Source organism: Pedobacter hiemivivus (genome assembly GCF_004331685.1).
Taxonomy (GTDB): domain Bacteria; phylum Bacteroidota; class Bacteroidia; order Sphingobacteriales; family Sphingobacteriaceae; genus Pedobacter; species Pedobacter hiemivivus.
This window is the reverse complement of record NZ_SJSM01000032.1, coordinates 1-22,748: the sequence shown is the minus strand read 5'-3', so window position 1 is coordinate 22,748 and position 22,748 is coordinate 1. Positions and strand designations below refer to the sequence as shown.

At 41.8% G+C, this 22,748-nt stretch carries 16 protein-coding genes; 5 read left to right on the top strand and 11 right to left on the bottom strand.

Annotation, left to right across the window (positions count from 1 at the left end; all coding sequences use genetic code 11):
• Window position 1 precedes the first annotated feature (1 nt).
• The 7 genes from EZ444_RS25125 to nirB all read right to left on the bottom strand — a co-directional run bounded on the left by EZ444_RS25125 (window position 2) and on the right by nirB (window position 10,990).
• Window positions 2-3,517: a nitrate reductase gene (locus tag EZ444_RS25125; protein ID WP_131612573.1), complete on the bottom strand. Its 3,516-nt coding sequence runs from the start codon at window positions 3,515-3,517 to the stop codon at window positions 2-4.
• 17 nt (window positions 3,518-3,534) lie between these two features.
• Window positions 3,535-4,845: a NarK family nitrate/nitrite MFS transporter gene (locus EZ444_RS25120; protein WP_131612571.1), complete on the bottom strand. Its 1,311-nt coding sequence runs from the start codon at window positions 4,843-4,845 to the stop codon at window positions 3,535-3,537.
• Between the two features lie 62 nt (window positions 4,846-4,907).
• Window positions 4,908-6,104: a molybdopterin molybdotransferase MoeA gene (locus EZ444_RS25115; protein ID WP_131612569.1), complete on the bottom strand. Its 1,197-nt coding sequence runs from the start codon at window positions 6,102-6,104 to the stop codon at window positions 4,908-4,910.
• 2 nt (window positions 6,105-6,106) lie between these two features.
• Window positions 6,107-7,021: a bifunctional molybdenum cofactor biosynthesis protein MoaC/MoaB gene (gene moaCB / locus EZ444_RS25110; protein WP_131612567.1), complete on the bottom strand. Its 915-nt coding sequence runs from the start codon at window positions 7,019-7,021 to the stop codon at window positions 6,107-6,109.
• 3 nt (window positions 7,022-7,024) lie between these two features.
• A complete protein-coding gene (locus EZ444_RS25105; RefSeq protein ID WP_131612565.1) occupies window positions 7,025-8,083 on the bottom strand; it encodes a HesA/MoeB/ThiF family protein in 1,059 nt (352 codons plus the stop codon).
• Window positions 8,084-8,115: 32 nt separating this feature from the next.
• Complete coding sequence (nirD, locus tag EZ444_RS25100; RefSeq protein WP_090785620.1) at window positions 8,116-8,460, bottom strand: nitrite reductase small subunit NirD; 345 nt, start codon at window positions 8,458-8,460, stop codon at window positions 8,116-8,118.
• 16 nt (window positions 8,461-8,476) lie between these two features.
• Window positions 8,477-10,990, bottom strand: a complete 2,514-nt coding sequence (gene nirB / locus EZ444_RS25095; RefSeq protein WP_131612563.1) for a nitrite reductase large subunit NirB — start codon at window positions 10,988-10,990, stop codon at window positions 8,477-8,479.
• A gap of 276 nt (window positions 10,991-11,266) precedes the next feature.
• Here nirB and cobA point away from each other — a divergent pair, with 276 nt between their 5' ends.
• Window positions 11,267-12,004, top strand: a complete 738-nt coding sequence (gene cobA, locus EZ444_RS25090; RefSeq protein WP_131612561.1) for a uroporphyrinogen-III C-methyltransferase — start codon at window positions 11,267-11,269, stop codon at window positions 12,002-12,004.
• Here the strand turns inward: cobA and EZ444_RS25085 are convergent.
• On the bottom strand, window positions 11,995-12,897 hold the full coding sequence (locus EZ444_RS25085; RefSeq protein WP_131612559.1) for a hypothetical protein: 903 nt from the start codon (window positions 12,895-12,897) through the stop codon (window positions 11,995-11,997). The two genes, cobA and EZ444_RS25085, sit on opposite strands and share 10 nt — an antisense overlap.
• 164 nt (window positions 12,898-13,061) lie before the next feature.
• Between EZ444_RS25085 and EZ444_RS25080 the strand changes: the two genes are divergently transcribed.
• From EZ444_RS25080 to EZ444_RS25070, 3 genes are all read left to right on the top strand, one after another.
• A complete protein-coding gene (locus EZ444_RS25080; RefSeq protein WP_131612557.1) occupies window positions 13,062-14,945 on the top strand; it encodes an SPFH domain-containing protein in 1,884 nt (627 codons plus the stop codon).
• Window positions 14,946-14,957: 12 nt separating this feature from the next.
• A complete protein-coding gene (locus EZ444_RS25075; protein WP_205945348.1) occupies window positions 14,958-15,605 on the top strand; it encodes a carbonic anhydrase in 648 nt (215 codons plus the stop codon).
• 146 nt (window positions 15,606-15,751) lie between these two features.
• On the top strand, window positions 15,752-15,964 hold the full coding sequence (locus EZ444_RS25070; protein ID WP_131612555.1) for a hypothetical protein: 213 nt from the start codon (window positions 15,752-15,754) through the stop codon (window positions 15,962-15,964).
• A gap of 114 nt (window positions 15,965-16,078) precedes the next feature.
• On the opposite strand, the gene EZ444_RS25065 is transcribed toward EZ444_RS25070, so the two are convergent.
• Both EZ444_RS25065 and EZ444_RS25060 read right to left on the bottom strand, forming a co-directional pair.
• Entirely contained in the window at window positions 16,079-17,785 is a 1,707-nt protein-coding gene (locus EZ444_RS25065) for an amino acid permease (RefSeq protein WP_131612553.1), read from the bottom strand.
• A 178-nt stretch (window positions 17,786-17,963) separates the two neighbouring features.
• Entirely contained in the window at window positions 17,964-20,270 is a 2,307-nt protein-coding gene (locus EZ444_RS25060; RefSeq protein ID WP_131612551.1) for a sodium-translocating pyrophosphatase, read from the bottom strand.
• 635 nt (window positions 20,271-20,905) lie between these two features.
• Here EZ444_RS25060 and EZ444_RS25055 point away from each other — a divergent pair.
• Window positions 20,906-22,357 (top strand): APC family permease, encoded by a 1,452-nt coding sequence (locus tag EZ444_RS25055; RefSeq protein WP_131612549.1) that lies wholly within the window; start codon window positions 20,906-20,908, stop codon window positions 22,355-22,357.
• 142 nt (window positions 22,358-22,499) lie between these two features.
• Here EZ444_RS25055 and EZ444_RS27500 read toward each other — a convergent pair.
• The coding region (locus EZ444_RS27500; RefSeq protein WP_394365954.1) for an integrase core domain-containing protein at window positions 22,500-22,748 on the bottom strand (249 nt) is incomplete at its 5' end.

The window sequence follows — 22,748 nt, the reverse complement described above, 5'->3', positions numbered from 1 at the left end:
ACTAAAGTGTTTTTTCTAGGGGTTGTAATTGTAATGCTTCCTGAAGAATAAGCTTGACTTCTGGTCTGCATGAACCACAGCCCATTCCTGCGCCTGTTGATTCACAAAGCTGTGTAAGGTCTGCGCATCCCGATGCGATTTTCTTTTGCAGGTTTCCTACGCCAACATTGTTGCAGCTACATACGAGTTTGCCGCTCACAGGTTCTGTTTTTTTGCCACTTCTCAGCAATTGCAGTCTTTTGTCGCTGAGCTCAGTTTTGTTGGCTATCAAATCCCTGAATTCCAGAAATTCACTCTTGTCGCCGATTAAGATGGTTCCCACCAGCTTATCCTGATGAATGATACATTTTTTATAGTACCGTTTGGCTTTGTCAATAAACACAATCTCTTCATAGTTTATGGAGTCTGGACACTCAGAAAGACCAATACTGCAAAGGTCAAAGCCATGGATTTTGATAATGTTCATGAATAAGCTCCCCTGGTAATAGGTACTAATGTCGCCGTTATGAAATTTGGCCACTACCTCGGCCTGTTGTTCTGCTGCGGTGGTTATTCCATACAGTGTACCTTCAAATTCTGCAATCTCACCAATGGCATATACAGATGGGTCGCTGGTCTGCAAACGCTCATTTACCAATACCCCACGTTTGCAATCTAGTCCGCATTCGCGGGCCAGTTCAATATTTGGCGTAGTTCCTATGGCCAATATTACGGCGTCGCAGTTGATGCGTCTGCCACTTTTTAGTTCAATTCCAGATAGTTTGGAGCGGCCGTAATAAAGCTGTACCTCGTCATTGTAATAAATGTCGCAACCTTGGTCTACCATCTCTTCATGCAAAAGCTGGCTACCCAATGGGTCTAGCTGCCGGTTCAAAAATCTGGATACCCGTTGTACAATCGTAATGCGCATACCAATTTCGCGTAAGGACGCGGCCATTTCCAGACCAAGTAAGCCGCCCCCAACAATAACGACGTGGCCATTTTTAGGAATGTGCTTTTTAAAACCATCTGCATCGCTACGATTTCGCATGGTGAAAATGCCTGGTAAGGAAGGTGCGTTTTTCGGTAAGGTTGCTCGACTGCCTGTAGCCATAACTAAAACGTCATAAGGCGTTTTTCGTCCGGTAACGTCTGTTACATATTTTTTCTCCCTGTCAATTTTCTCAATCCCAATGCCCCTTAAATGTCGGATGTTATATTCCGGTTCTTCTTCATCTTTCATTTTTACCAGTTGTTCCCATTTTTGAGTCCCACTGATATAATCAGGAAGCATTACCCGGTTATAAAAAGGAAGATTTTCCTTGCTGAAAATCGTAATCTGATCGGCTTTATTGATCTCTCTATACGATCTCACAAAACCATGTGCACCGGCACCGGCGCCAATAACCACAATCCGCTGGAAATCCTTTTTGTATTTTTCTACACTAACCGCACAATATTTAAAATCAGGTTCTTTCGAGATAGGATCTATAATGGTGCTGGTGATGTTGTTGGCACGGTTAAGGTCACTACCTAAAATTTTGCCCCAATGCATCGGAAGAAACACAACGCCTTGCTTTATCGTAGCAGATACCTTAGATTTTACCTGTACTTCGCCGCGTCTGGATCTAACTACCAATACTTGATTATCTGAAATGTTCAGCAATGCCGCATCAATAGGGTGTATTTCCAGAAAAGCATGTTTAATGTGCTGTTTTAATTTGCTTACTTTTCCGGTTTTCGACATGGTGTGCCACTGGTCTCGCACCCTTCCTGTAGTTAAAATAAATGGGAAATCTTCATCCGGTAACTCGCTTTTTAGTTCGTCCGAAGGACTATGTATAATGGCTTTTTTAGAGGGTGTATGGAATAAATGGTTAGTGAATAATCGTTTTGTTCCGCTTTCTGTTTTTTTATTGTAGGGCCATTGCACAGTTTTGCAATCATCAATCTGCTTGTAATCCAGTCCATTTATATTGATACTGGATCTATAAGTAAGTTTTGTATGCTCTTTATAGATGTCTTCCGTACTCTTGTAGGTAAAACCTTTGTAACCCATTTTTGTAGCAAAACGACAGATGATCTCTGCGTCAGGTAAAGCTTCACCTGGTGGCTCTATTACTTTTTGGAGGTGACTGATTCTTCTTTCAGAATTTGTCATGGTGCCTTCCTTTTCAGTCCATGCGGCGGCGGGTAAAATCACATCAGCATAGACTAGCGTTTCGGCTTTATCTGTAATTTCCTGAACCACTACAAATTTCGCCTTTTTTAAGGCCTGTTCAGCAAAACGGGCATTAGGTAAACTGGTGATAGGGTTTGTACAAAGGATCCATATCGCTTTTAATCGCCCATCATTTAGGGCTTCGAACATTTCGGTTGCGGTAAGTCCGACTTTTCCGGAAATGGTTGTGCCGCCCCAAAATTGTTGTACCTCTTTGCGATGCGTTTCATTAAGTAAGTCGCGATGTGCTGGCAACAGATTTGCTAAACCGCCAACTTCCCGGCCACCCATGGCATTGGGCTGCCCGGTTAGCGAAAATGGACCAGATCCAGGCTTTCCGATGTGTCCGGTAATCAGATTGAGGTTAATTAGGCTCAGGTTCTTATTTACACCAATGGAGCTTTGGTTCAGTCCCATGGTCCACATGGTTAAAAATCCTTTAGCATTGCCGATGTAGCTGGCTGCAAGTTCTATTTCGGCAACCGTAACTCCACATATTGCCGCAGATTCTTTTAATGTCCTTTCAAATACCCTTTTTTGATAAGCTTCAAAACCTTCTGTGCGTTGGTCAATGAAATCTGTATCAATGTAGTTTCGTTCAATAAGTACCCTTCCAATGGCATGGTTAAGGGTAACATCCGTCCCAGGGTTAATTTGAAGGTGTAGGTCGGCCAGCCCGCAGGAGTCCGTTACCCTTGGATCCACAATAATCAATTTTACTTCTGGGTGTGCAGCTTTATGCGCTTCCACACGGCGCCAGAGGATAGGGTGGCACCAAGCCGGATTGGCTCCTGTAACGAAAAAACAATCTGCCAATTCAATATCGTCATAACAAATTGGTACACTATCTTCTCCTAATGCCATTTTGTAAGCAGTAACGGCACTGCTCATGCATAGTCGCGAATTGGTGTCTATGTTATTGCTGCCAATAAAGCCTTTTATGAGTTTGTTGATGACGTAATACTCTTCGGTAAGGCACTGACCTGAGGCATAAAATGCGACAGAGTCAGGCCCGTATTTATCTATAAATGTCTTAAAAACAGCTGCTGTACGGTTCAATGCATCATCCCAGCTTACTCTTTGTAATGGCATGCTTTTACTGTATCTCATTTGGGGATACAGGAGTCGATCGCTTTTGTCGTTAACTGTGTATTGTAGATTAAGTCCCTTGCTACAAAGCATGCCATGGTTAACTGGGTGATCTTTGTCACCTTCAACAGCTATGTTCTCATTTTTATCCAGTGTGATTTTTACGCCACAGCCCACCCCGCAATAACAGCAGGTACTTGTGTATGTCTTATTTCTGTGCACTGGCATAAGCTGATGAATTAATGTTAGGCTTGTAGAAGCTCGGAGTTTACGGTTTCGGTCTTTTCGGCCCCTTTGATCTGGAATTTTGTGATAAAGACAATTAAGCCTATAAATGCTACACCAATACCGATGTAATGAAAGGCATCTGCATAGGTTAGGTGTTCCGATTTAAACAGGAAGCCTACTAGCATGGCGCCGATATTTCCGCCTGCACCTACGATGCCGCTTACCGTTCCAATTGAATTTTTATTAATAAAGGGCACGATACCATAAGTTCCGCCATTGGCCATTTTAAGGAAAAGTGCAAAAAACAACATGGCTGCAATGGCCATACCTAGCGTGTGCGATTGGGCAAAAAGGCTAATTCCTATGCCTTCTAATAGCAATAATGCGCCAAGTAGTAATCCCTTTCCGCGCAAGCCGTAAGATTTGCCTACTTTATCGCTCACATAGCCGCCAAGCGCTCTGGCAAAAATGTTCATGCCGCCAAATATGCTGGCCATGGCACCAGCCATGATCATAGATGCCCCGAACTGATCCGTAAAAAAGGTGGCTGCTACATTGTCTACTGTGATTTCAATTCCAAAACAAGCTGCGTAGGCAAGTGCAAGCACCCAGGTGCGGTAATCTTTTAGGGCCTCAACAAAAGAACCTTTTTTAGCTGTTTTAACATTTGAGACTTCCAGATCCTTGAAATTTCCTGCAGGAGTATCTTTAGTGTATCTGTAATAGATGAACGCCATAATCAATAGGATTACACCAGGGACAACCATAGCCAGACGCCAGGAGTCGCCATGACTTACAAAGCCTAAGCCTGCAAAACCAGCAGCAATAAGTGGCATAACTAAATTGGTGACACCGCCGCCAAGGTTGCCCCAGCCTCCGGTTACGGCATTAGCTGTGCCTACTACATTAGGGGCAAACATCATGGAAGTATGAAATTGGGTGATCACAAAAGAAGCACCAATGATCCCTATGACGAAGCGGAACAATAAAAAACTTTCGTAGCTGTTGCTTAATCCAATACACATTACCGGAATAGAACCTACTGCAAGTAGTATGGTGTAGGATAATCGGGGGCCTAAGGTGTCGCAGAGCTTTCCTATAATTAAACGGGCAATAATTGTTGCAGAAACAGAGGCAATGATGATGTTGCCGATTTGGTCTTTACTTAAATGCAGCTGTTCTCGGATGAGCGGCATCAGTGGGGCAACTCCAAACCAACCAAAGAAACAAAAGAAAAAGGTGACCCATGTGATGTGAAAGGTCCGCATTTGAATGCCTTTGGCTGAAAAAATGTTTAGTTTACTTAGAGGTTTAAAGTCAGCAGTCATGTTGGTTTAGGTTTAAGTTTCTAAAATGATTTGATTGTGGCGCTGTTTTTTACTTATAATGGTTATTTGAAATAATTGTTAAATGGATAGAAATTGATTGCGTCGTTTTCATGGAGTTGTGCTGAAGCGGCTGGTTGCATCGCAAGTCCATTCGCGTTGATGGCGGCAGTAACGTCGCCAGAGCCGTTGTAGGACAAGAGGCCTAGTCCGCCCGAATGTCCTGTGCTTACGGGGAAAAATTCAGTTAAAGGGTGTTTTTTAGTTCTGTTTTCTAAAAGAGGAATGGTTTGAAAAGGTCTGCCTTCGAACCCAAAGCAGCGGAATAAATAATGTTCAACAAAAATGGTAAAGGTTGTAAGGCAGGAGAGTGGGTTGCCTGGTAAAGCAAAAACGACGGTCCCAGCGGTTGTTTTGCCTACTAATAAGGGTTTTCCCGGGCGGATGCTAACCTTGTGAAATAGTGTTTTAACCCCTAATTCTTTAAGTACTGCAGGTACATGATCTGCGTCCCCGGCAGAAACGGCCCCGTTAATGATCACCAAATCTGCTGCCAGTGCATTTGTTAAAGTGGCAGTTAGTTTGTCTCTATCGTCACTTACATGTTCGCATAAAACAGGCAGGATTTTCCATTGCTCAAGCAAGGATCTTAAAAGATATTGGTTGCTGTTGCGGATCTGAAAAGGGCTTAGTTGGGAAGCTGGATCAATCACTTCGTCGCCGGTTGTCACTATGGCTACTCTCGGTGATTTGTAAACCTGCAATCTGGCCTTGCCTACAGTAGCTAGCAAACTAATGATTTGTGGTGTGCATCTTGTCGGGGCAGATAAAAGTAAGGTTCCAGTAAGGGTATCTTCTCCCTGGCGGGCAATGTTCTGATAAGTTTTTATGGTGTCAGCGTGTAAAACAACCTTATCTTCAAACTCTTCAGCATCCTCCCTTCGGATGATCAGATTCGCTAGCTCTGGAGTTGCTGCACCTGTCATTATTTTATAGCATGCCCCTGAAATCAAGGCGTGTTTGGCAGGCTGACCAGTAAAAATGGTATCTATTACGCTGTATTTTCTGATGCCTTTTTCCCAGTCGCTTTGCATAATGGCATAGCCATCCATTGCTGCCCTGTTGAAAGGTGGGTAGTCCCGGTCTGCGTGGATATTTTCTGCCAGGATCCTGCCATTGGCCGCTTCCAGGTTAATCGTTTCCACATCAAAAGGATTGGATATGGACGAGATAATTGCAATAGCTTCTTCAAAAGTCTTCATAGCTAATGTCCTCCTCCCTTCATCATTTTTCGGGCATGAAATATGCCTGGTAATACTGCTTCTAAAGACTCTTTTGCACCGTCTGTACTGCCTGGAAGGGTGAGTATCAGGGTGTGTGAAACGGATCCTGCGACAGCACGACTCATCATGGCCATGGGTGTGCGCATCTGTCCAAAATTGCGCATGGCTTCGGTAATTCCATCTGCATCACGCTCTAGTATTTCACTAACAGCAGTAACGGTGTTGTCGCGTGGTCCTAATCCGGTTCCGCCAGTCGTAAATATGAAATGAACATCTTCTGCTACCCATTTAAGTAATTGTTGTTGGATCAAAGCTTTGTCATCTGCTACGATTTCGTAAGCCACTACGTTTGCATTTACCTGTTCGAGCATTTGTTTGATCATCAATCCACTTTTGTCTTCACGTTTTCCTGCTGCAGTTGAGTCGGAACAGACTAAAATTGCGCAAGTAGGAGGAGTCGAGAAGTATTTTTTGCGGTCGCTTTTGCCACCCGTTTTCTGTAAAAGTTTAATGCCGCCAATCTCTAATGTGGTGTCAACGGGCTTTAGCATGTCGTAAATTTCTAAAGCTGCTACCGAAACTGCGGTCAACATCTCCATTTCTATGCCTGTTCTTCCTATAGATTTTGCATTTCCGCTAATGGTAATGCCCGGCCTTTCTGTTTCATTGATTTCAAAACTAATGTCCATGCCGTCTATAGTTACAGGATGGCAATGTGGAAGTAGTTGCGGGGTAAGCTTGGCGCCTAAAAAACCAGCAGCTCTGGCTACATCAAAAAGATTACCCTTAGGTAGTTCATTGTTTTTGATGAGTGCAAGGGTTTCCCTTGTACAGTAAATCACCGCTACAGCTTTCGCTGTTCTTAATGTAATCTGTTTGCTGGTGATATCGCGCATTGGTTAGGAGTTTTGAAATTGGTAATTGAAATTTGTGATGCCATTTTTTAAGCTGAAAGCATTTTTATAGCCTTTAGCCCGTAGCCATTTTGCTGCTTGCAGGCTTCTTGCCCCGGTCTGGCAATAGATGTAAAAATGCTGTGTAAATGGAAATCTGGTTAAGTTGAGTAAGCTCAGTTCGGGTAAGGGGATGTGTTTGCCGCCTATATGCTGAATGGCTCTTTCTGCTGCCGTTCTTACGTCGATCAGCTCTATATCCATTGTCTGGGCTTTTTCCATAAATGCCTCTGCTGTTAGTTCAATGACTTTTTGTGCAGTTTTAAACCTCGACTGGCTTTTGTTTTTCGAAAGTTCATTCGTATAGTAGCTCGTTAACATTGTGCGGTTGCTTAAGGCTTCAAAAGAGAGGAGTTTTCCGCTCAACACATCATCTTGTTTTAGGATCGTTTTAATCACTTCATTGGCCATCATGGTTCCAATAATGTTAGTCGCAATCATGTAAGCACCATTGTCTGAACATGAGGGGATGTCAGCTTCCTGATCTGGTTCAGGAAAAAGACAGCGAAGTGTAGCTGAATTTTGGTAGTTGAATACCGTTAAATGTCCTTCGGTTTGGAATATAGCACCATAAACCAGAGGCTTGTTTTTTATGACACAGGCATCGTTAATTAGATACCTGGTTGCAAAATTATCTGTAGCATCTACAATCACATCATATGGCTCAATCAGTTGTAAGATGTTCTCATCGTCTACAAAAAAGAGGTGTTCATGATAAAGCAGGTAAGGGTTTCTAGATCTCAGGGCTTGAATTGCAGCTGCGGTTTTAGATTTGCCGGTATCGGTATAATTGAAAAGCGTTTGCCTGGAGATGTTTGAGGTGCTGATAAGGTCTCCATCTGCAATGCCAATATTGCCGATGCCGGATGCGACTAAGGCTGTGAGACATGGGCAGCCCAGGCCTCCTGCACCTATTACAAGAACCTTTGACCTGTTCAGTGCTTGCTGACCGGTACTGGCTATAAAGTCTAACTTTAAATGACTCTTGTAATACTGCTTATTCATGTTCAGGCAATTTTTATCACTACAATTTATGCTTAGTTATTAAGGCCTATGTATACTAGTCCATCCTCTACTTTTACTGGGTAAGTTTGTATTGCGCATTCATCTCCGCTCAGGCATTCACCTGTCGCCAGTGAAAAGGTTTTTTTATGAAAGGGGCAGGCGATCTTGGGATCTTCTCCGGCAGAGCCAATCATACCACGGCTAAGGGCCATTTGCTGACGGTGTGGGCAAAGGTTTTGCGTGGCGTACCACTCATTTCGACGTGTGAAATAAAACAGCGCAATTTGATCATCTCCGCACTTCACACATACGCCGCCATTCTCTACCGCGTCTTCTACGCGGCAGGCCGCAAACCAGTTTGTTGTTGTTTCTATCATGATTTCTGTCTTTGGGTTAAGCTAATGTCCAGTCTGCCGCTTTTTTCTGGCCGCGCATCTCATCAAATTTTACACTTGGGTCTTTCTCTTCCGGAGCGTTCACAAAGTGATTAAACCGTTTTCTGATCTCTGGATCTTCAATCGCAGTTTTCCATTCGCATTGGTAGCTGTCTACAAGGGCCTGCATTTCCAATTCCCATTGTTCGGCCATGCCCAGGCTGTCGTTTACCACTACATTTCGTAGGTATTCCATGCCACCTTCCATCTTGTTTAGCCATGGAGCTGTCCGCGTTAAAGGATCCGCAGTGCGGATATAGAACATCAAAAAGCGGTCGATATATTTAATGCAGGTATCGCTATCTACATCGGCAGCTAGTAATAGGGCGTGTTGTGGTTTGCTACCGCCGTTACCGCATACATATAGGTTCCATCCTTTTTCGGTGGCTATAATTCCAAAGTCCTTGCTTTGTGCTTCTGCACATTCACGGATACAGCCGCTAACCGCTGATTTTAATTTGTGAGGCGCACGTAGGCCTCGGTAACGTTCTTCTATTCGGATTGCATAACTTACGCTATCGTGTAACCCAAATCTACACCATGTGCTACCTACACAGCTTTTTACTGTCCGAAGGGCTTTGCCGTAAGCATGTCCACTTTCGAAACCTGCGTTGATTAATTCTTCCCATATTAAAGGAAGGTCGCTTAAGTGTGCGCCGAACATATCTATACGCTGTCCACCTGTTATTTTCGTATAAAGGCCATATTTTTCTGCAACCTGACCTATAATAACCAGTTTTTCGGGGGTAATTTCTCCTCCTGGTATACGAGGTACAACAGAGTAGGTGCCTCCCTTCTGAATGTTTGCTAAAAAGCGATCGTTACTGTCTTGGGCAGTATCATTGCCTTTTTTTAGGATCATGTCATTCCATAAACTCGCTAAAAGCGATGATACCAATGGTTTGCACACTTCGCAGCCATCTCCTTTGCCCAGGTTGTCCAGTACTTGCTCGTAATTTTTTAGGTTGTGTATTTTTATCAGATCATAAAGTTCTTGTCTGCTTAAATGGAAATGTTCGCAAACTACGTTTCTAACATATTTGCCATTTTGTTTCATGGTATGCAAGATCAAGTCCTTTACCATGGGGATGCAGCCTCCACAGCCCGTTCCTGCTTTTGTACATTTCTTAATGGCATCGATCGATTCACAGCCGTCTTCAGTAACAGCATTGCAGATTGAGCCCTTTGATATGCCTTCACAGCTGCAGATTAGTGCATCGTCAGGAAGTCCTGCTAGCCCTGCATTTTCGGTTTGGGCGCTGCCACCTCTTGATCCCAGAATCAGATCTTCAGGATTTGGTGGGATTGCTATTTTATTGTTTACAGTTTGCAGCAACATATTGTAGGCTTCTGCTTCGCCGATCAATATCCCACCAAGTAAATATTTTCCGTCGTTGCTGATGTTGATCCGTTTGTATATGCCTTTGTGACTATCTTCAAAAAGAATGGTTCTTGCATCTGGCTCTGTGGTGAAAGGATCCCCAAAGCTTGCTACGTCCACACCAATAAGTTTTAGTTTGGTGCTCATGTCAAAGCCTTTAAAGGTTTTTGTGTCATTACAAATTTTGGAGGCCGCTACTTCAGCCATCTCATAACCAGGGGCGATTAATCCATAGACATTATGATCAAAAAGTGCGCATTCACCTATGGCAAAAATGGATGAGTCATTGGTTTGCATGTATTCATTTACAATAATGCCGCCTCTTGTGCCTACTTCGATACCAGAAAGTTTGGCTAGTTCATCTCTAGGTCTTATTCCTGCAGAGATTACTAGCATATCTGTTTTTAACTCGCTGCCATCATTAAATTTTAAAGAAGTGATGCGGTCTGTCCCTTCAATACTACTGGTCCCCTTGTTTGTGTAAATGTTTAGTCCCAGGGCCTTAAGTTTGCTTTGAAGCATTCCGCTTCCGGCAGAATCAATTTGTCTGGGCATTAAACGGGGCGCGAATTCTATGACGTTGGTTTCATTAAGGTTTAAGTCAATCAAAGCTTTCGCAGCTTCCAGGCCCAATAAACCTCCTCCTAGTACCGCTCCTGTTTTTGCATGAGTGGCGTAGTCTCTAATCAGGTCAAGGTCATCAATGGTGCGGTATACAAAAACCCCTTCTTTGTTTATGCCGGGAATATCAGGAACAAAGGGTGCAGAGCCGGTAGCGATAATCAGGTAGTCGTATGCTACTGTAAGACCTTTTGAGGAGTGTATGGTTTTGTTATTTCTATCTATTTCCTTAACCGGGTCATTTAAATAAAGCGTTATTCCTTGTTGCGTATACCAGTCTTCTGTTGATAAAGATAAGTCGTCTGCGGTTTTTCCATTGAAGTATTCAGTTAGATGGACCCTATCGTATGCTCTTCTTGGCTCTTCTCCGAAAATAACGAGGTTGAAATCGCTTTTTTTGTTAATTATTTTCTCACAAAACTTATATCCAACCATTCCATTTCCAATTATGACTATTTTTTCTTGTTTCATGATGTTTATTTTTTATTTTTTTATGGATTTGTGAGTTTGTCTGTGTTTTATTGTTCTTTTTATTGGTTTTTTATTTACGTTTTATTTCTATTGTGTTTTTATTTGTTGTTTTTATTGTTTTTTAATCATGTTTTTGTTTAAAACATGATTAATGTTATTCAAATGTATGTTTTTAAAACATAAAAGTCAATATTTTGTGATATTTGTCATTAAATATTATATTTTTGACTGTATTGTTAGTTGTTTTTTTTGTTTTTGTCTATTATTTATTGATTTATGACTGAGAAAATAGGTGATTTTGGATTATTTGTAGTTGGTGGAGGTCCTGGAGACCCAGAATTGATCACTATGAAGGGATATAAGGTGTTAAAAAGGGCCGAAGTGATACTTTATGATAATTTAATCAATAAAAAACTGCTGGAAATTGCTCCGAAGGATTGTAAACTGGTATATGTAGGTAAGCAGCCTTATGGAAATTACACTCCTCAAGAAGTTATACATGATTTAATAAAGGAGTATGCTTTAACACATCAGGTAGTAGTCCGCTTGAAGGGTGGTGATCCTTTTATTTTTGGACGCGGTTTTGAGGAAGTGTTATTTGCTGAAAAGCATGGGATTCCAGCTTATTACATACCAGGTATCAGCAGTATGCAGGCCACAGGTTTAAGTGGAATTCCTTTGACGCACCGCGGAGTGAGTGAAAGTATATGGATCATAACTGGAACTAAAAAAGATGGAAGCTTATCTAAAGATCTTCGTTGTGCTATAAATAGTTCTGCGACAGTCGTGATTTATATGGGGATGAAAAAGCTTGAAGAAATTGCAGGGATTTATAAGGACGCCGGGCTGGGCGATATGCCAGCGTCAATTATACAACATGCTTCGTTACCACATCAGAAAAAGGTGGTTTGCACAGCGCAGAATCTTCCTGAGGCTGCTGTTCTGGGTGGACTTACTTATCCGGCAATCATTGTGATTGGCAAGGTTGTGGAAGCGGGGAGCCTTTATCGATAGTTGATCCTGTTTCCTTCTGTGTCTCTCAAATAAGCAACTACTCCTGCAGGAAGTTCATTACTTTCTATCGGAAAACTCACCGAATCCGCTACATAGTTTTTTGTAGTATTTACCTTTTGGAAAATTTCAAACAAGGCTATCGGCTCCTGATTAAAACTAATGCAGGTACTGATAAAGTGTACCTCCTCAATTCTGTAATTTGGCTGTTTTAATTTCTCGCCGATATCTTTCAGTCGCGAAATAAAGTGTCGCTGACGAATAAATGTATTGCTGTTCATGATGATGAAGATATAATCGGCATAGGAGGTTACTTTCCCATAATATTTATGGTTGTCCCCTCCACTCCTTTCAATAAAATATTCGCCTGTCGACTCGGATTTATAAATTTCAACTGAAGAACGCCAGATCCTTTCCTCATTAATCCTTTCCGGATTATCAGGTAGATTCCGGTTATAGGAATACCATAAACCGACTAGCTCATCCAGCAATTTATGGTTAATCGCAGCTTTAGGGATATCAATCTTTAAATCATTGAAACTGAAAACTTCATTGTGAGAATTGATAAAATCGATGTAGCTATCATAGCCCAGCACCTGTACGATGCGACTCAGCTTGCTCAGGTTAGGCTTGCTTAATGCACTGAAATCTTTCTTGTTTTCATAAGCTTTTAGTTTGTTGATAATCAGATGCTCATATAGATAGTTTGCTCCAAACAGGTCGCTCTCTTTTTTAATGCGTTGCTTTCGGTTACGCTCCTGCAACAGCCCGTTCAATTCTTCTACGATATATGTCCATTCAGATTTCGAAACATCTTTCCAGCTCCTTTTCTTGAGAAAATTTCCGGCCAGAAAGTTCATCAACTTCTCCAGATGTCCTAAGTCTTCTTTATTCATAATACTAATATAAGATTAAATTAATACATAATAATACTGTTATAAGACGTCTATATTTTCTTATTTCCTGAAGTTTGATTTGAAAGAAAATCAGATCAAAATCAATACTTATAAATGTTGCAGACTTAAATAATCCTAATAACAAAAACTTAAAACCAACGATCATGGACTATTATCAAATCTTTCTGAACTATTGGTGGATCTCCGCCACCCTCTTCACCTTTTTGTTTTACAAATTTATCTTACGTGTTTTCCTGGGGATGGTCATTGTACCTGAAAACAAAGTAGGAATGGTTACGAAAAAATTCGTGCTTTTCGGCCGGGACAAAGAACTCCCTGATGGTCGTATTATCGCTACCAAGGGCGAGGCTGGCTTCCAGGCAAAAACCCTTGCTCCAGGTCTTTACTGGGGGATGTGGCCTTGGCAGTATTCCGTAGGCATGGAGGGATTTACCATTATTCCTGAAGGTAAAATAGGATTGATACTCGCCAACGACGGTGCTGAAATCCCAACAGGGGCCATCCTTGGGCGCAGGGTTGAATCTGATAACTTTCAGGATGCAGAGAAGTTTCTGAATAATAATGGACAAAAAGGTCGTCAGACTTCCTATATCACAGCAGGAACCTATCGCATTAACCTTTTCGCTTTCACGGTTACCATTGCGGACATGGTGAGCATCAGTGAAAACATGGTGGGCATCGTTACCACACTCGATGGCCTGCCTATAGAAGGTGGACAAATTGCAGGTAAGCCAATTACAGGACACAATAACTTTCAGGACATTGATGTTTTTTTAAAACATGACGGTAACCGCGGTTTACAACCCAGTATTATTTTAGCGGGAAGTTATAACATCAATCCATGGGCGATCCAAATTGAAGAAATACCGATGACTGATGTCCCTATTGGCTTCGTTGGTGTAGTCATCAGTTATATTGGAGAAGATGGCAAAGATATCAGTGGGGAAAGCTTTAAGCATGGTAATATTGTCAGCAAAGGTCAGCGCGGCGTTTGGATGGAAGCCTACGGGCCAGGGAAATATCCCTTCAATAAATACATTATGAAGGTAGAGCTCGTGCCTACCACCAACCTTGTGCTCAATTGGGCTAATGCCAGGAACGAATCACACCAGTTAGACAAGAACCTGAGTACCATTACCGTTCGCTCTAGAGATGGTTTTCCGTTCAACTTAGATGTTTCTCAGATCATCCATATTCCTGCAACTGAAGCTCCAAAAGTCATTGCCCGTTTCGGTAGCATGAGCAACCTGGTCAGTCAGGTTCTGGAACCCACCATTGGCAACTATTTCCGCAACTCTGCTCAGGACAGCGATGTGATCAGCTTCTTGATCAGCCGTAAAGAAAGGCAGCAATCTGCAAAAGAACATATTAAAGCCGTGTTGGACGACTATAACGTCAATGCTGTAGACACGCTGATTGGGGATATTCTTCCCCCGGAATCTTTAATGAAAACCCTAACCGATCGTAAGATTGCCGAAGAGGAACAAAAGACCTATCAGATACAACGAATGGCACAGGAACAGCGTCAGGGGATGGAAAAAGAGACCGCTATAGCAGATATGCAGAAAGAAATCGTGAAAGCACAACAAAACGTAGAAATTGCTCAGCGTACGGCCGATGCTACAGTTAAAAAAGCAGAAGGTGATGCTAACAGCTTAAAACTTCAGGTCGATGCAGAAGCTACCGCAACAAAAATGCGTGCCGGAGCACAAGCAGAAGCTACCAGAGTTAATGCCAGTGCAGACGCCGAGAAGATTACTAAAACCGGTCTGGCCGAAGCGGAAAAGATCATGGCGATTGGTAAATCTACTGCCGATGCCTATGACTTGCAGGTAAAAGCTATGGGTAACGAAAATTTCACCAGATTCAAAATCACAGAGGAGATTGGAAAAGGCAGGATTAAAATTATTCCCGATCTGATCGTCACGGGTGGCAACGGAAGCGATGGAAGCCTTAGCGGTTTGATGGGTATGCAACTCATGCAGATGATGCAACAGGATAAAGAAAAATCAGCAAACAACAAGTAATAAAACAGGATCATGCTAAACGAACAACACCAGATCATGGATTCTGGCAGGCTGTATCAGCCGCTGGAAATGACAGCTGACCAAGCCCTACTGTTACTTCGGGAAGGTCATGTACGATTCCAAAATGGGTATAGTATCCACGCTAACCTATTGCAAAAAGTACAGGAAACAAAAGATGAACCCAAACCATTTGCAACCATCTTAAGCTGCATGGATTCCAGAGTTGCCGCAGAACTGATCTTCGACCAAAGTATCGGTGATATTTTCAATATTCGTGTTGCAGGAAATGTGGTCTCCCAACACATCCTGGGTTCACTAGAATATACCATTCTAACCGCCGGCGTGAAACTGATCATTGTGATGGGGCATACGGGTTGCGGCGCTATAAAAAGTGCCTGCAACAGCGTGACGATAGAAAACCTTTCAGGCCTATTGAGAGAGGTGAAAATCAGTATCCCACAGGAGCTCACCGAAAATCATGATCGCAATGGTGAAAATGAATCTTTTGTCAATAAAGTAGCAGTGCTAAATGTATACCGCTCTATGCAACAAATATTAGAGCAGAGCAGTTCGATCAGACAACTCACGGATCATGGGGAAATTAAAATAGTTCCTGCCATGTATGACATTTCTATAGGCTCCCTCCAGTTTTATCCCTAACCAGATTGCATAACTCAGAAGGGGAGGTGTTCTAGAGTTTTTACCGATCATTTTTAGTATTTCACCGGAGGTTTACGTGTTCCGGCCACATCAAGCTTTTGCTATTCATTTATACGATGCATCTTTGGTGTATAATTTAATCAGTTATGGACACGGTCATCTTTAAAACATCAGTACAAAACAGAATCGACATGATTGCTGTAAAACCAGTTTTTAATCTTTTGTTTGGTAAACAGAACTGGTTATTTTCATTTGATGACAAGTTGCTTAAGGTAATGTCTTCTGTGCCTTGTACGGATATGGTTAAAGCTATTTTGTGGGAAAATGGTGTGTTGGGAGAAGAGCTGAGATTGACATAGTCCACAGACCTGTTCATAAAAAAGCCGTTTTGTATCTAAAATACAAAACGGCTTTTTTGTGCATCGTCATCCTGAATCGTCATGCCGGCGTAGGCCGGTATCAGGATCTCGAAATTACTTGATTTCTTTAATCGTTATGCTACTGGCATTCGCAGCTTTAAATGCATAAAGAACGAAATGTGCAGCGGCAAAAATTAAGGAGAAATAGTATAGTCCGGTATCAGCACCATCAGTAATGTGGTGGTGAATAATGGCTACAATCACTAAAAGTACGGTTAATGCAATTCCAATAAAGGAAACCGTTTTAGTACTTTTCGCTAAGGTTTCTTGTTTGTTATCCGATAATAAGCTGTTTTTCATACCATAGAATAAGTAAACATTTACACCGATAATCATCCAAACCAATAAACGTACCCAGGTATCTAATGGTAAGAATACCATCATACCTAAACAAACCACAACACCCAAAATTGGAATTAATGGAACCAACGGTACTTTAAATGCTCTTGGTAGATCAGGCATCCTATTTCTTAAAATAACCACACCAACACACACCAGGATAAAGGCCAATAAGGTACCAATACTGGTCATTTCACCAACTACGGTAGCCGGTACAAAGGCTGCAAATAAACTCACAAATACCATGAACAATAAGTTGCTTTTTGCAGGAGTGTGGTACTTACGGTGTACCTTAGAGAATACTGCTGGCAATAAACCATCCTTACTCATCGAGAAGAATACCCTTGATTGACCCAATAGCATCACTAGGATTACAGAAGCATAACCGCCTAAAATAGCCAGAATGATTAGTTTATTTAACCATGGGAAAGCAGGCGTTACAACTCCGGCGGCATTTTTAAGACCCATATTGTCAATTGCAACGGCAACAGGAGCAATACCATCCTGACCTTTGAAAAGATCGTAATTGGCAACACCAGTCATTACATGCGCAAAAAGAATATACAAGATGGTACAGATAAATAAAGAAACCAGGATACCAATTGGCATGTCTCTTTTAGGATTCTTAGCTTCCTGTGCAGCAGTGGATACCGCATCAAAACCGATATAGGCAAAGAATACAATGCCGGCTGCCCTGATTACGCCGCCCCATCCGTGTGTAAATACACTCTCGTGGCCCGGTTTATCAGCAGGGATAAAATATGGTGAATAATTATCTGTATTGATGTATTTCCATCCAAGGAAGATAAAGATGAAAACGATCACCACTTTAATGGCTACAATAAGACCGTTAATAAATGCAGACTCGCTTGTGCCTCTAATTAGTACGAAAGACATTAAGACAATGATGAATACCGCAGGTAAGTTCAGGATGCCATGCACAATTGTACCGTCTAATAGGGTAACGCTTTCAAAAGGTGACATGGTGACCTGTGGAGGAAGATGAAGGTCGTAATAGCCCAAAAATTTGACTAGATACCTACTCCAGCTAATGGAAACCGTTGCAGCTCCTAAAGCGTATTCTAAAACAAGATCCCAACCGATAACCCAGGCTACAAATTCGCCCATTGTGGCATAAGAATAAGTGTAGGCACTACCGGCAACAGGTATCATGGATGCAAATTCTGCATAACATAAGCCCGCAAAGCCACAGCCTAAAGCTGCAATAACGAAAGAGATGGTGATGGCAGGGCCGGCATTGTTGGCAGCTGCTGAACCAGTAATAGAGAATAATCCAGCTCCGATGATTGCTCCAATACCTAAAGCAACCAGATTTACTGGCCCAAGTGTTCTTTTTAGTGTTCCCTCACCGCTCTCTGATGCCTCCTTGGTGAGTAAGTCGATTGACTTTCTAAAATTCATAATTTGTGGTTTAGTTTTTAATAAGTTAGTTTTTTTGTGCTGTCTAATTTGAAAGTATTGTTATCTGATTTTGTAAAAAAATACAATTATCATAGTAGTGTCAAACCTAAAGAAAATATATCTAAAAATAAAAGGGATTCTTTTTAGAAATCCCTTTTATTTTTTAACAGTATTTAAACTATAGCTTCGTAATTACGCTGTCTTTAACATTTTGAATGGTTTCAGTAGCCGAAATGATTTTCGCTGGGTTATCCGCTTTAACGACTACCTCAATCTTCTTTGTGTACGTTTTGATTTTTGCGGTGTCTACCGAACTGCTCACCGCAATGTAGGGAGCAATCACCAACGAAACGATAGACATCAACTTGATCAGGATATTCATTGATGGTCCTGAAGTATCTTTAAATGGATCACCAACCGTATCTCCTGTAACAGAGGCTTTATGTGGTTCTGATTTTTTATAATGCATTTCACCATTGATCTCCACGCCTTTTTCAAATGATTTTTTAGCATTGTCCCATGCGCCACCAGCGTTAGATTGGAAGATTCCCATCAATACACCAGAAACAGTAACACCTGCCAGTAAACCGCCTAATATTTCGGCGGAGCTAACAGAAGGGAAAACACCTTTAAAGCCAAAACCAACAATAATTGGTACCAGTAATGCAATTGCACCCGGCAACATCATTTCACGAAGAGAGGCTTTGGTGGATATCGCTACACATTTCTCATACTCAGGTTTTGCTTTATATTCCATGATTCCAGGGATTTCGCGGAACTGGCGACGAACTTCCTGTACCATGTCCATTGCGGCTTTACCAACTGCTGCGATACACAATGCAGAGAAGATAAAAGGGATCATCGCACCTACAAATAAGCCAGCCAATACTGGAGCTTTGTAAATGTCGATAGCAGATATACCTGCTACACCCACAAAGGCAGCGAATAGTGCCAATGAGGTTAAGGCAGCAGAAGCAATGGCAAAGCCCTTTCCTGTAGCAGCAGTTGTGTTACCAACCGCATCCAGGTTATCTGTACGTTCACGTACTTCTGGTGGTAGTTGGCTCATTTCAGCAATACCACCAGCATTGTCGGCAATTGGCCCGAAAGCATCAATAGCCAATTGCATAGCCGTAGTGGCCATCATACCGGCAGCAGCAATAGCCACACCGTATAAACCTGCAAAAGCATAAGAGAAAATGATACCACCAGCCAAAACCAGGATAGGGGCAACTGTAGATTTCATACCAACAGATAAACCGCCAATGATATTGGTAGCGTGACCTGTGCCTGATTGTTGTATAATTGAGTTAACAGGTCCTTTGCCCATTGCAGTGTAGTACTCGGTAATGATACTCATTAAAGTACCTACTACTAAACCGACTATAATGGCGCAATAAACATCTAAACTTGTGAAATCAATACCACGCAAATGTAAATGCGTAGGTAGCATAGCCATCACGATAAAGTAAGAAGCAATAGCGGTAATCAGGATTGATCCCCAGTTTCCTAAGTTTAAAGCGGTCTGCACGTTTGAATCTTCGCCTTTAATGCGGACAAACCAAGTTCCTATAATAGAGAAGATGATTCCTAAGCCGCAAATCACCATTGGTAACAATACCGGTGAGAAGCCATTTAGGTTATCTACTGCAATTCCATTTATCTTTTCGACAACAATTTCCTGACCCAATACCATTGTGGCTAAAATGGTGGCAACATACGAACCGAACAAATCGGCGCCCATACCAGCTACGTCACCCACGTTATCACCTACGTTATCGGCAATGGTAGCTGGGTTACGCACATCATCCTCAGGAATACCTGCTTCAACTTTACCCACTAAATCGGCCCCAACATCGGCAGCTTTGGTATAGATACCACCACCAACACGCGCAAATAGAGCGATAGATTCAGCACCCAATGAAAATCCGGTCAACACTTCTATCGCCGTTTTCATTTCTGTGCTGTTGGCCTCAACAACATTAAATATTTGAAGAAAAACAATGAATAAACCTCCTAAACCCAGAATTGCCAATCCGGCAACCCCAAGTCCCATTACGGTACCACCGGTAAAAGAAACCTTTAAAGCTTGTTTTAAACTAGTTCTTGCTGCCTGAGTCGTACGGACATTTGCTTTGGTCGCCGCTTTCATACCAATGTATCCTGCGGTTGCAGAAAATACAGCGCCAATCACAAAGGCGACAGCAATGATCCAGCTCGAATGTAAAGCTACGCCGTTTACTTCATGTATGTTACCTGAGTAAGCCAGTAATGCAGCAGTAAATACCACAAAAATACTTAATACCCTCCATTCGGCTTTTAAAAAAGCCATTGCTCCATCGGCTATGTAGCCGGCAAGTTCTTGCATTTTCGCGTCGCCCGCATCCTGCTTATTTACCCACGCACTCTTAATTGCCATTACCAGAAGGCTAATTAAACCCAATACAGGGATCATGTAAATTAAATTGTTTTGTAAAAACTCCATACTTTAATTCTTCTCGTTTAGGTTGTTTAAATGTTTAGTTTAGTTCATTTGGTTCTCCGTTTTGTGGCTCGCTGTGGTTCTTGGTATGCGTTTTTTCACAATTGGGCTTACAACAAAAATACTTGTGTAAACGTAATTAACAAATTTTTAATCAATTGATTGCAAACCTTTTTTGAAAAAAAAGAGTTTTGTGCTTTCTGTTGCATTTAAGCCAGATTTTTATTTTGCAAAAATCAATGTGAAGCAATAAGCTGGAGAACAGACATGGTATACTTATTCCAAAAGGCAATATGGGATAGGTTTGAAAGTTTCTTATTAGTTAACTTTCATCAGGCAGCATATACGCGGCTGTTACCCGGACATTACCCGGACGTTACTCGGACATTACTCGGACTGGTCCGAACAGTCTCCGGGTAATGTCCGGGTAATATCCGTTTCGTGTCGGTTAAATGATAGTCTTGTAAAAGGTAACTAATTAAATTCAAGGAGAAATTCGTATGATTGATATATAACAAGAAAAAAAAAGTGGTTTTACCAGATAATAATGATTTTTAAATATCTTAGCTCTAAGAAGGGGTGATACTGATTAAGAAAAGTAGCGCCCTGATAAAACCAACCACACCAAACAAATTAATATGGATAAAGAAAATGAGGATGGCTCTTTTAAACGAGAGCTTGGCCTTTTAGATGGTACAATGCTTGTTGCCGGATCGATGATCGGCTCGGGGATATTTATTGTTAGTGCCGACATTGCAAGGCAAGTAGGCTCTGCCGGCTGGCTTACTTTGATTTGGGTGGTAACGGCTTTGATTACGATCATTGCTGCGGTGAGCTACGGTGAACTTAGCGCGATGTTTCCTAAAGCTGGTGGACAATACGTTTACCTGAAAGAAGCTTACAATAAACTGATTGCTTTTTTATATGGTTGGAGTCTTTTTGGGGTGATACAAACGGGTACTATTGCTGCGGTAGGGGTTGCTTTCTCTAAATTTGCAGCCTATTTGTTTGAACCTTTTAGTGAGAATAACATTCTTTGGCAAATTCAAACCGGGGTAAGCGATAAGGGACTGCCGGAACTTTATACCATCAGTGCTGCCCAACTGGTTTCCATAGTAACCATTGTTTTTCTAACTTATGTGAACAGTCGCGGGGTTAAAGACAGTAAGATTTTGCAAACTGTTTTAACAATCGTAAAGATTTTATCGTTGTTCGGACTCATTATATTTGGTTTTACTTTGGCTGCAAAAGCTGAAGTTTGGAATGCGAATTGGGCCAATGCTTGGGAAACTCGTTCCTTTAGCCTGGAAACGGTGACCTGGACACCCATTAGTGGTAGCTTACTCCTTTCGGGTATTGCTGCAGCAATGGTCGGTTCCATCTTTTCAAGTGATGCCTGGGCCGGAGTTACCTTTATTGCTGGCGAGATTAAAAATCCAAAACGCAATGTTGGACTGAGTTTATTTTTAGGGACGCTTATCGTGAGTGTCATTTACGTTTTGGCTAATCTGATGTATGTGGCTGTATTGCCTTTGGATGTGATTACGACAGCAAAATCAGATCGAGTAGCGGTTGTAGCGGCTCAATATATTTTCGGACAGGCAGGAACCATTATCATCGCTGTAATGATCATGATTTCTACGTTTGCCTGTAACAACGGTTTGATTATGTCAGGAGCAAGGGTTTATTATACCATGGCAAAAGATGGCTTGTTTTTTAAGAAAGCAGCAAAACTAAATGCTTTTGATGTACCAGGTTGGGCCCTGTGGGTCCAAGGGGCTTGGGCATCGGTATTGTGTCTTACCGGACGTTATGGTGCCTTGTTAGATTTTGTAGTGATCATTGTCTTGATCTTTTATATCCTAACGATTTATGGTATTTTCATTTTGAGAAGAAAGATGCCTGATGCAGAACGTCCGTATAGAGCTTTTGGTTATCCAGTGCTGCCATTTTTATATATCGTTCTGGCTTCGGCACTCTGTATTGCCTTGCTGATCTATAAAACGGATACTTGCGGTTGGGGGGTGTTGATTATGTTGATTGGGATACCAGTTTACTATTTAACTAAGCAAAAAGAAACGGCAGAGTAAGGCTTCCTTCGGGGATAGTCTTACCCTGGTAGGACTCTGAAAGGAGTTTGAAAGGAGTCTCGTAGGACCAAAGCTCCTTTCAAACTCCTTGTTGTCTTATCCGTATATAGCTATACAGGTTGTTGAATTAATTTTGAATTGACTATACATGCAAATTTGTAATTCCTGATTCGGTTATACAAGTTGAATTTTGCTCTGATTTATATTTTTTTGGTTTCCATCTTTTTTTCAGTTCACCATGTTTAAGATTCGCTTGTTCCGGGGTCAGATAATCACAACTGGCATGCGGCCTTATCTGATTATAGGTTTGTATATTGTCCCTGATCTTTCTTGTCGTTTCCCTTAAGCCAGTTTGGGCTCCATACAGGTCAAACTCTGCTTTTAAGATCCC

What these genes read in the sequence shown, in the direction of transcription:
- EZ444_RS25120 (WP_131612571.1), bottom strand. Translation starts at nt 4,845, where the DNA reads ATGACTGCTGACTTTAAACCTCTAAGTAAACTAAACATTTTTTCAGCC.
- EZ444_RS25125 (WP_131612573.1), bottom strand. Translation starts at nt 3,517, where the DNA reads ATGCCAGTGCACAGAAATAAGACATACACAAGTACCTGCTGTTATTGC.
- EZ444_RS25070 (WP_131612555.1), top strand. Translation starts at nt 15,752, where the DNA reads ATGGACACGGTCATCTTTAAAACATCAGTACAAAACAGAATCGACATG.
- EZ444_RS25055 (WP_131612549.1), top strand. Translation starts at nt 20,906, where the DNA reads ATGGATAAAGAAAATGAGGATGGCTCTTTTAAACGAGAGCTTGGCCTT.
- nirB (WP_131612563.1), bottom strand. Translation starts at nt 10,990, where the DNA reads ATGAAACAAGAAAAAATAGTCATAATTGGAAATGGAATGGTTGGATAT.
- EZ444_RS25075 (WP_205945348.1), top strand. Translation starts at nt 14,958, where the DNA reads ATGCTAAACGAACAACACCAGATCATGGATTCTGGCAGGCTGTATCAG.
- EZ444_RS25060 (WP_131612551.1), bottom strand. Translation starts at nt 20,270, where the DNA reads ATGGAGTTTTTACAAAACAATTTAATTTACATGATCCCTGTATTGGGT.
- moaCB (WP_131612567.1), bottom strand. Translation starts at nt 7,021, where the DNA reads ATGCGCGATATCACCAGCAAACAGATTACATTAAGAACAGCGAAAGCT.
- EZ444_RS25065 (WP_131612553.1), bottom strand. Translation starts at nt 17,785, where the DNA reads ATGAATTTTAGAAAGTCAATCGACTTACTCACCAAGGAGGCATCAGAG.
- cobA (WP_131612561.1), top strand. Translation starts at nt 11,267, where the DNA reads ATGACTGAGAAAATAGGTGATTTTGGATTATTTGTAGTTGGTGGAGGT.
- EZ444_RS25105 (WP_131612565.1), bottom strand. Translation starts at nt 8,083, where the DNA reads ATGAATAAGCAGTATTACAAGAGTCATTTAAAGTTAGACTTTATAGCC.
- nirD (WP_090785620.1), bottom strand. Translation starts at nt 8,460, where the DNA reads ATGATAGAAACAACAACAAACTGGTTTGCGGCCTGCCGCGTAGAAGAC.
- EZ444_RS25085 (WP_131612559.1), bottom strand. Translation starts at nt 12,897, where the DNA reads ATGAATAAAGAAGACTTAGGACATCTGGAGAAGTTGATGAACTTTCTG.
- EZ444_RS25080 (WP_131612557.1), top strand. Translation starts at nt 13,062, where the DNA reads ATGGACTATTATCAAATCTTTCTGAACTATTGGTGGATCTCCGCCACC.
- EZ444_RS25115 (WP_131612569.1), bottom strand. Translation starts at nt 6,104, where the DNA reads ATGAAGACTTTTGAAGAAGCTATTGCAATTATCTCGTCCATATCCAAT.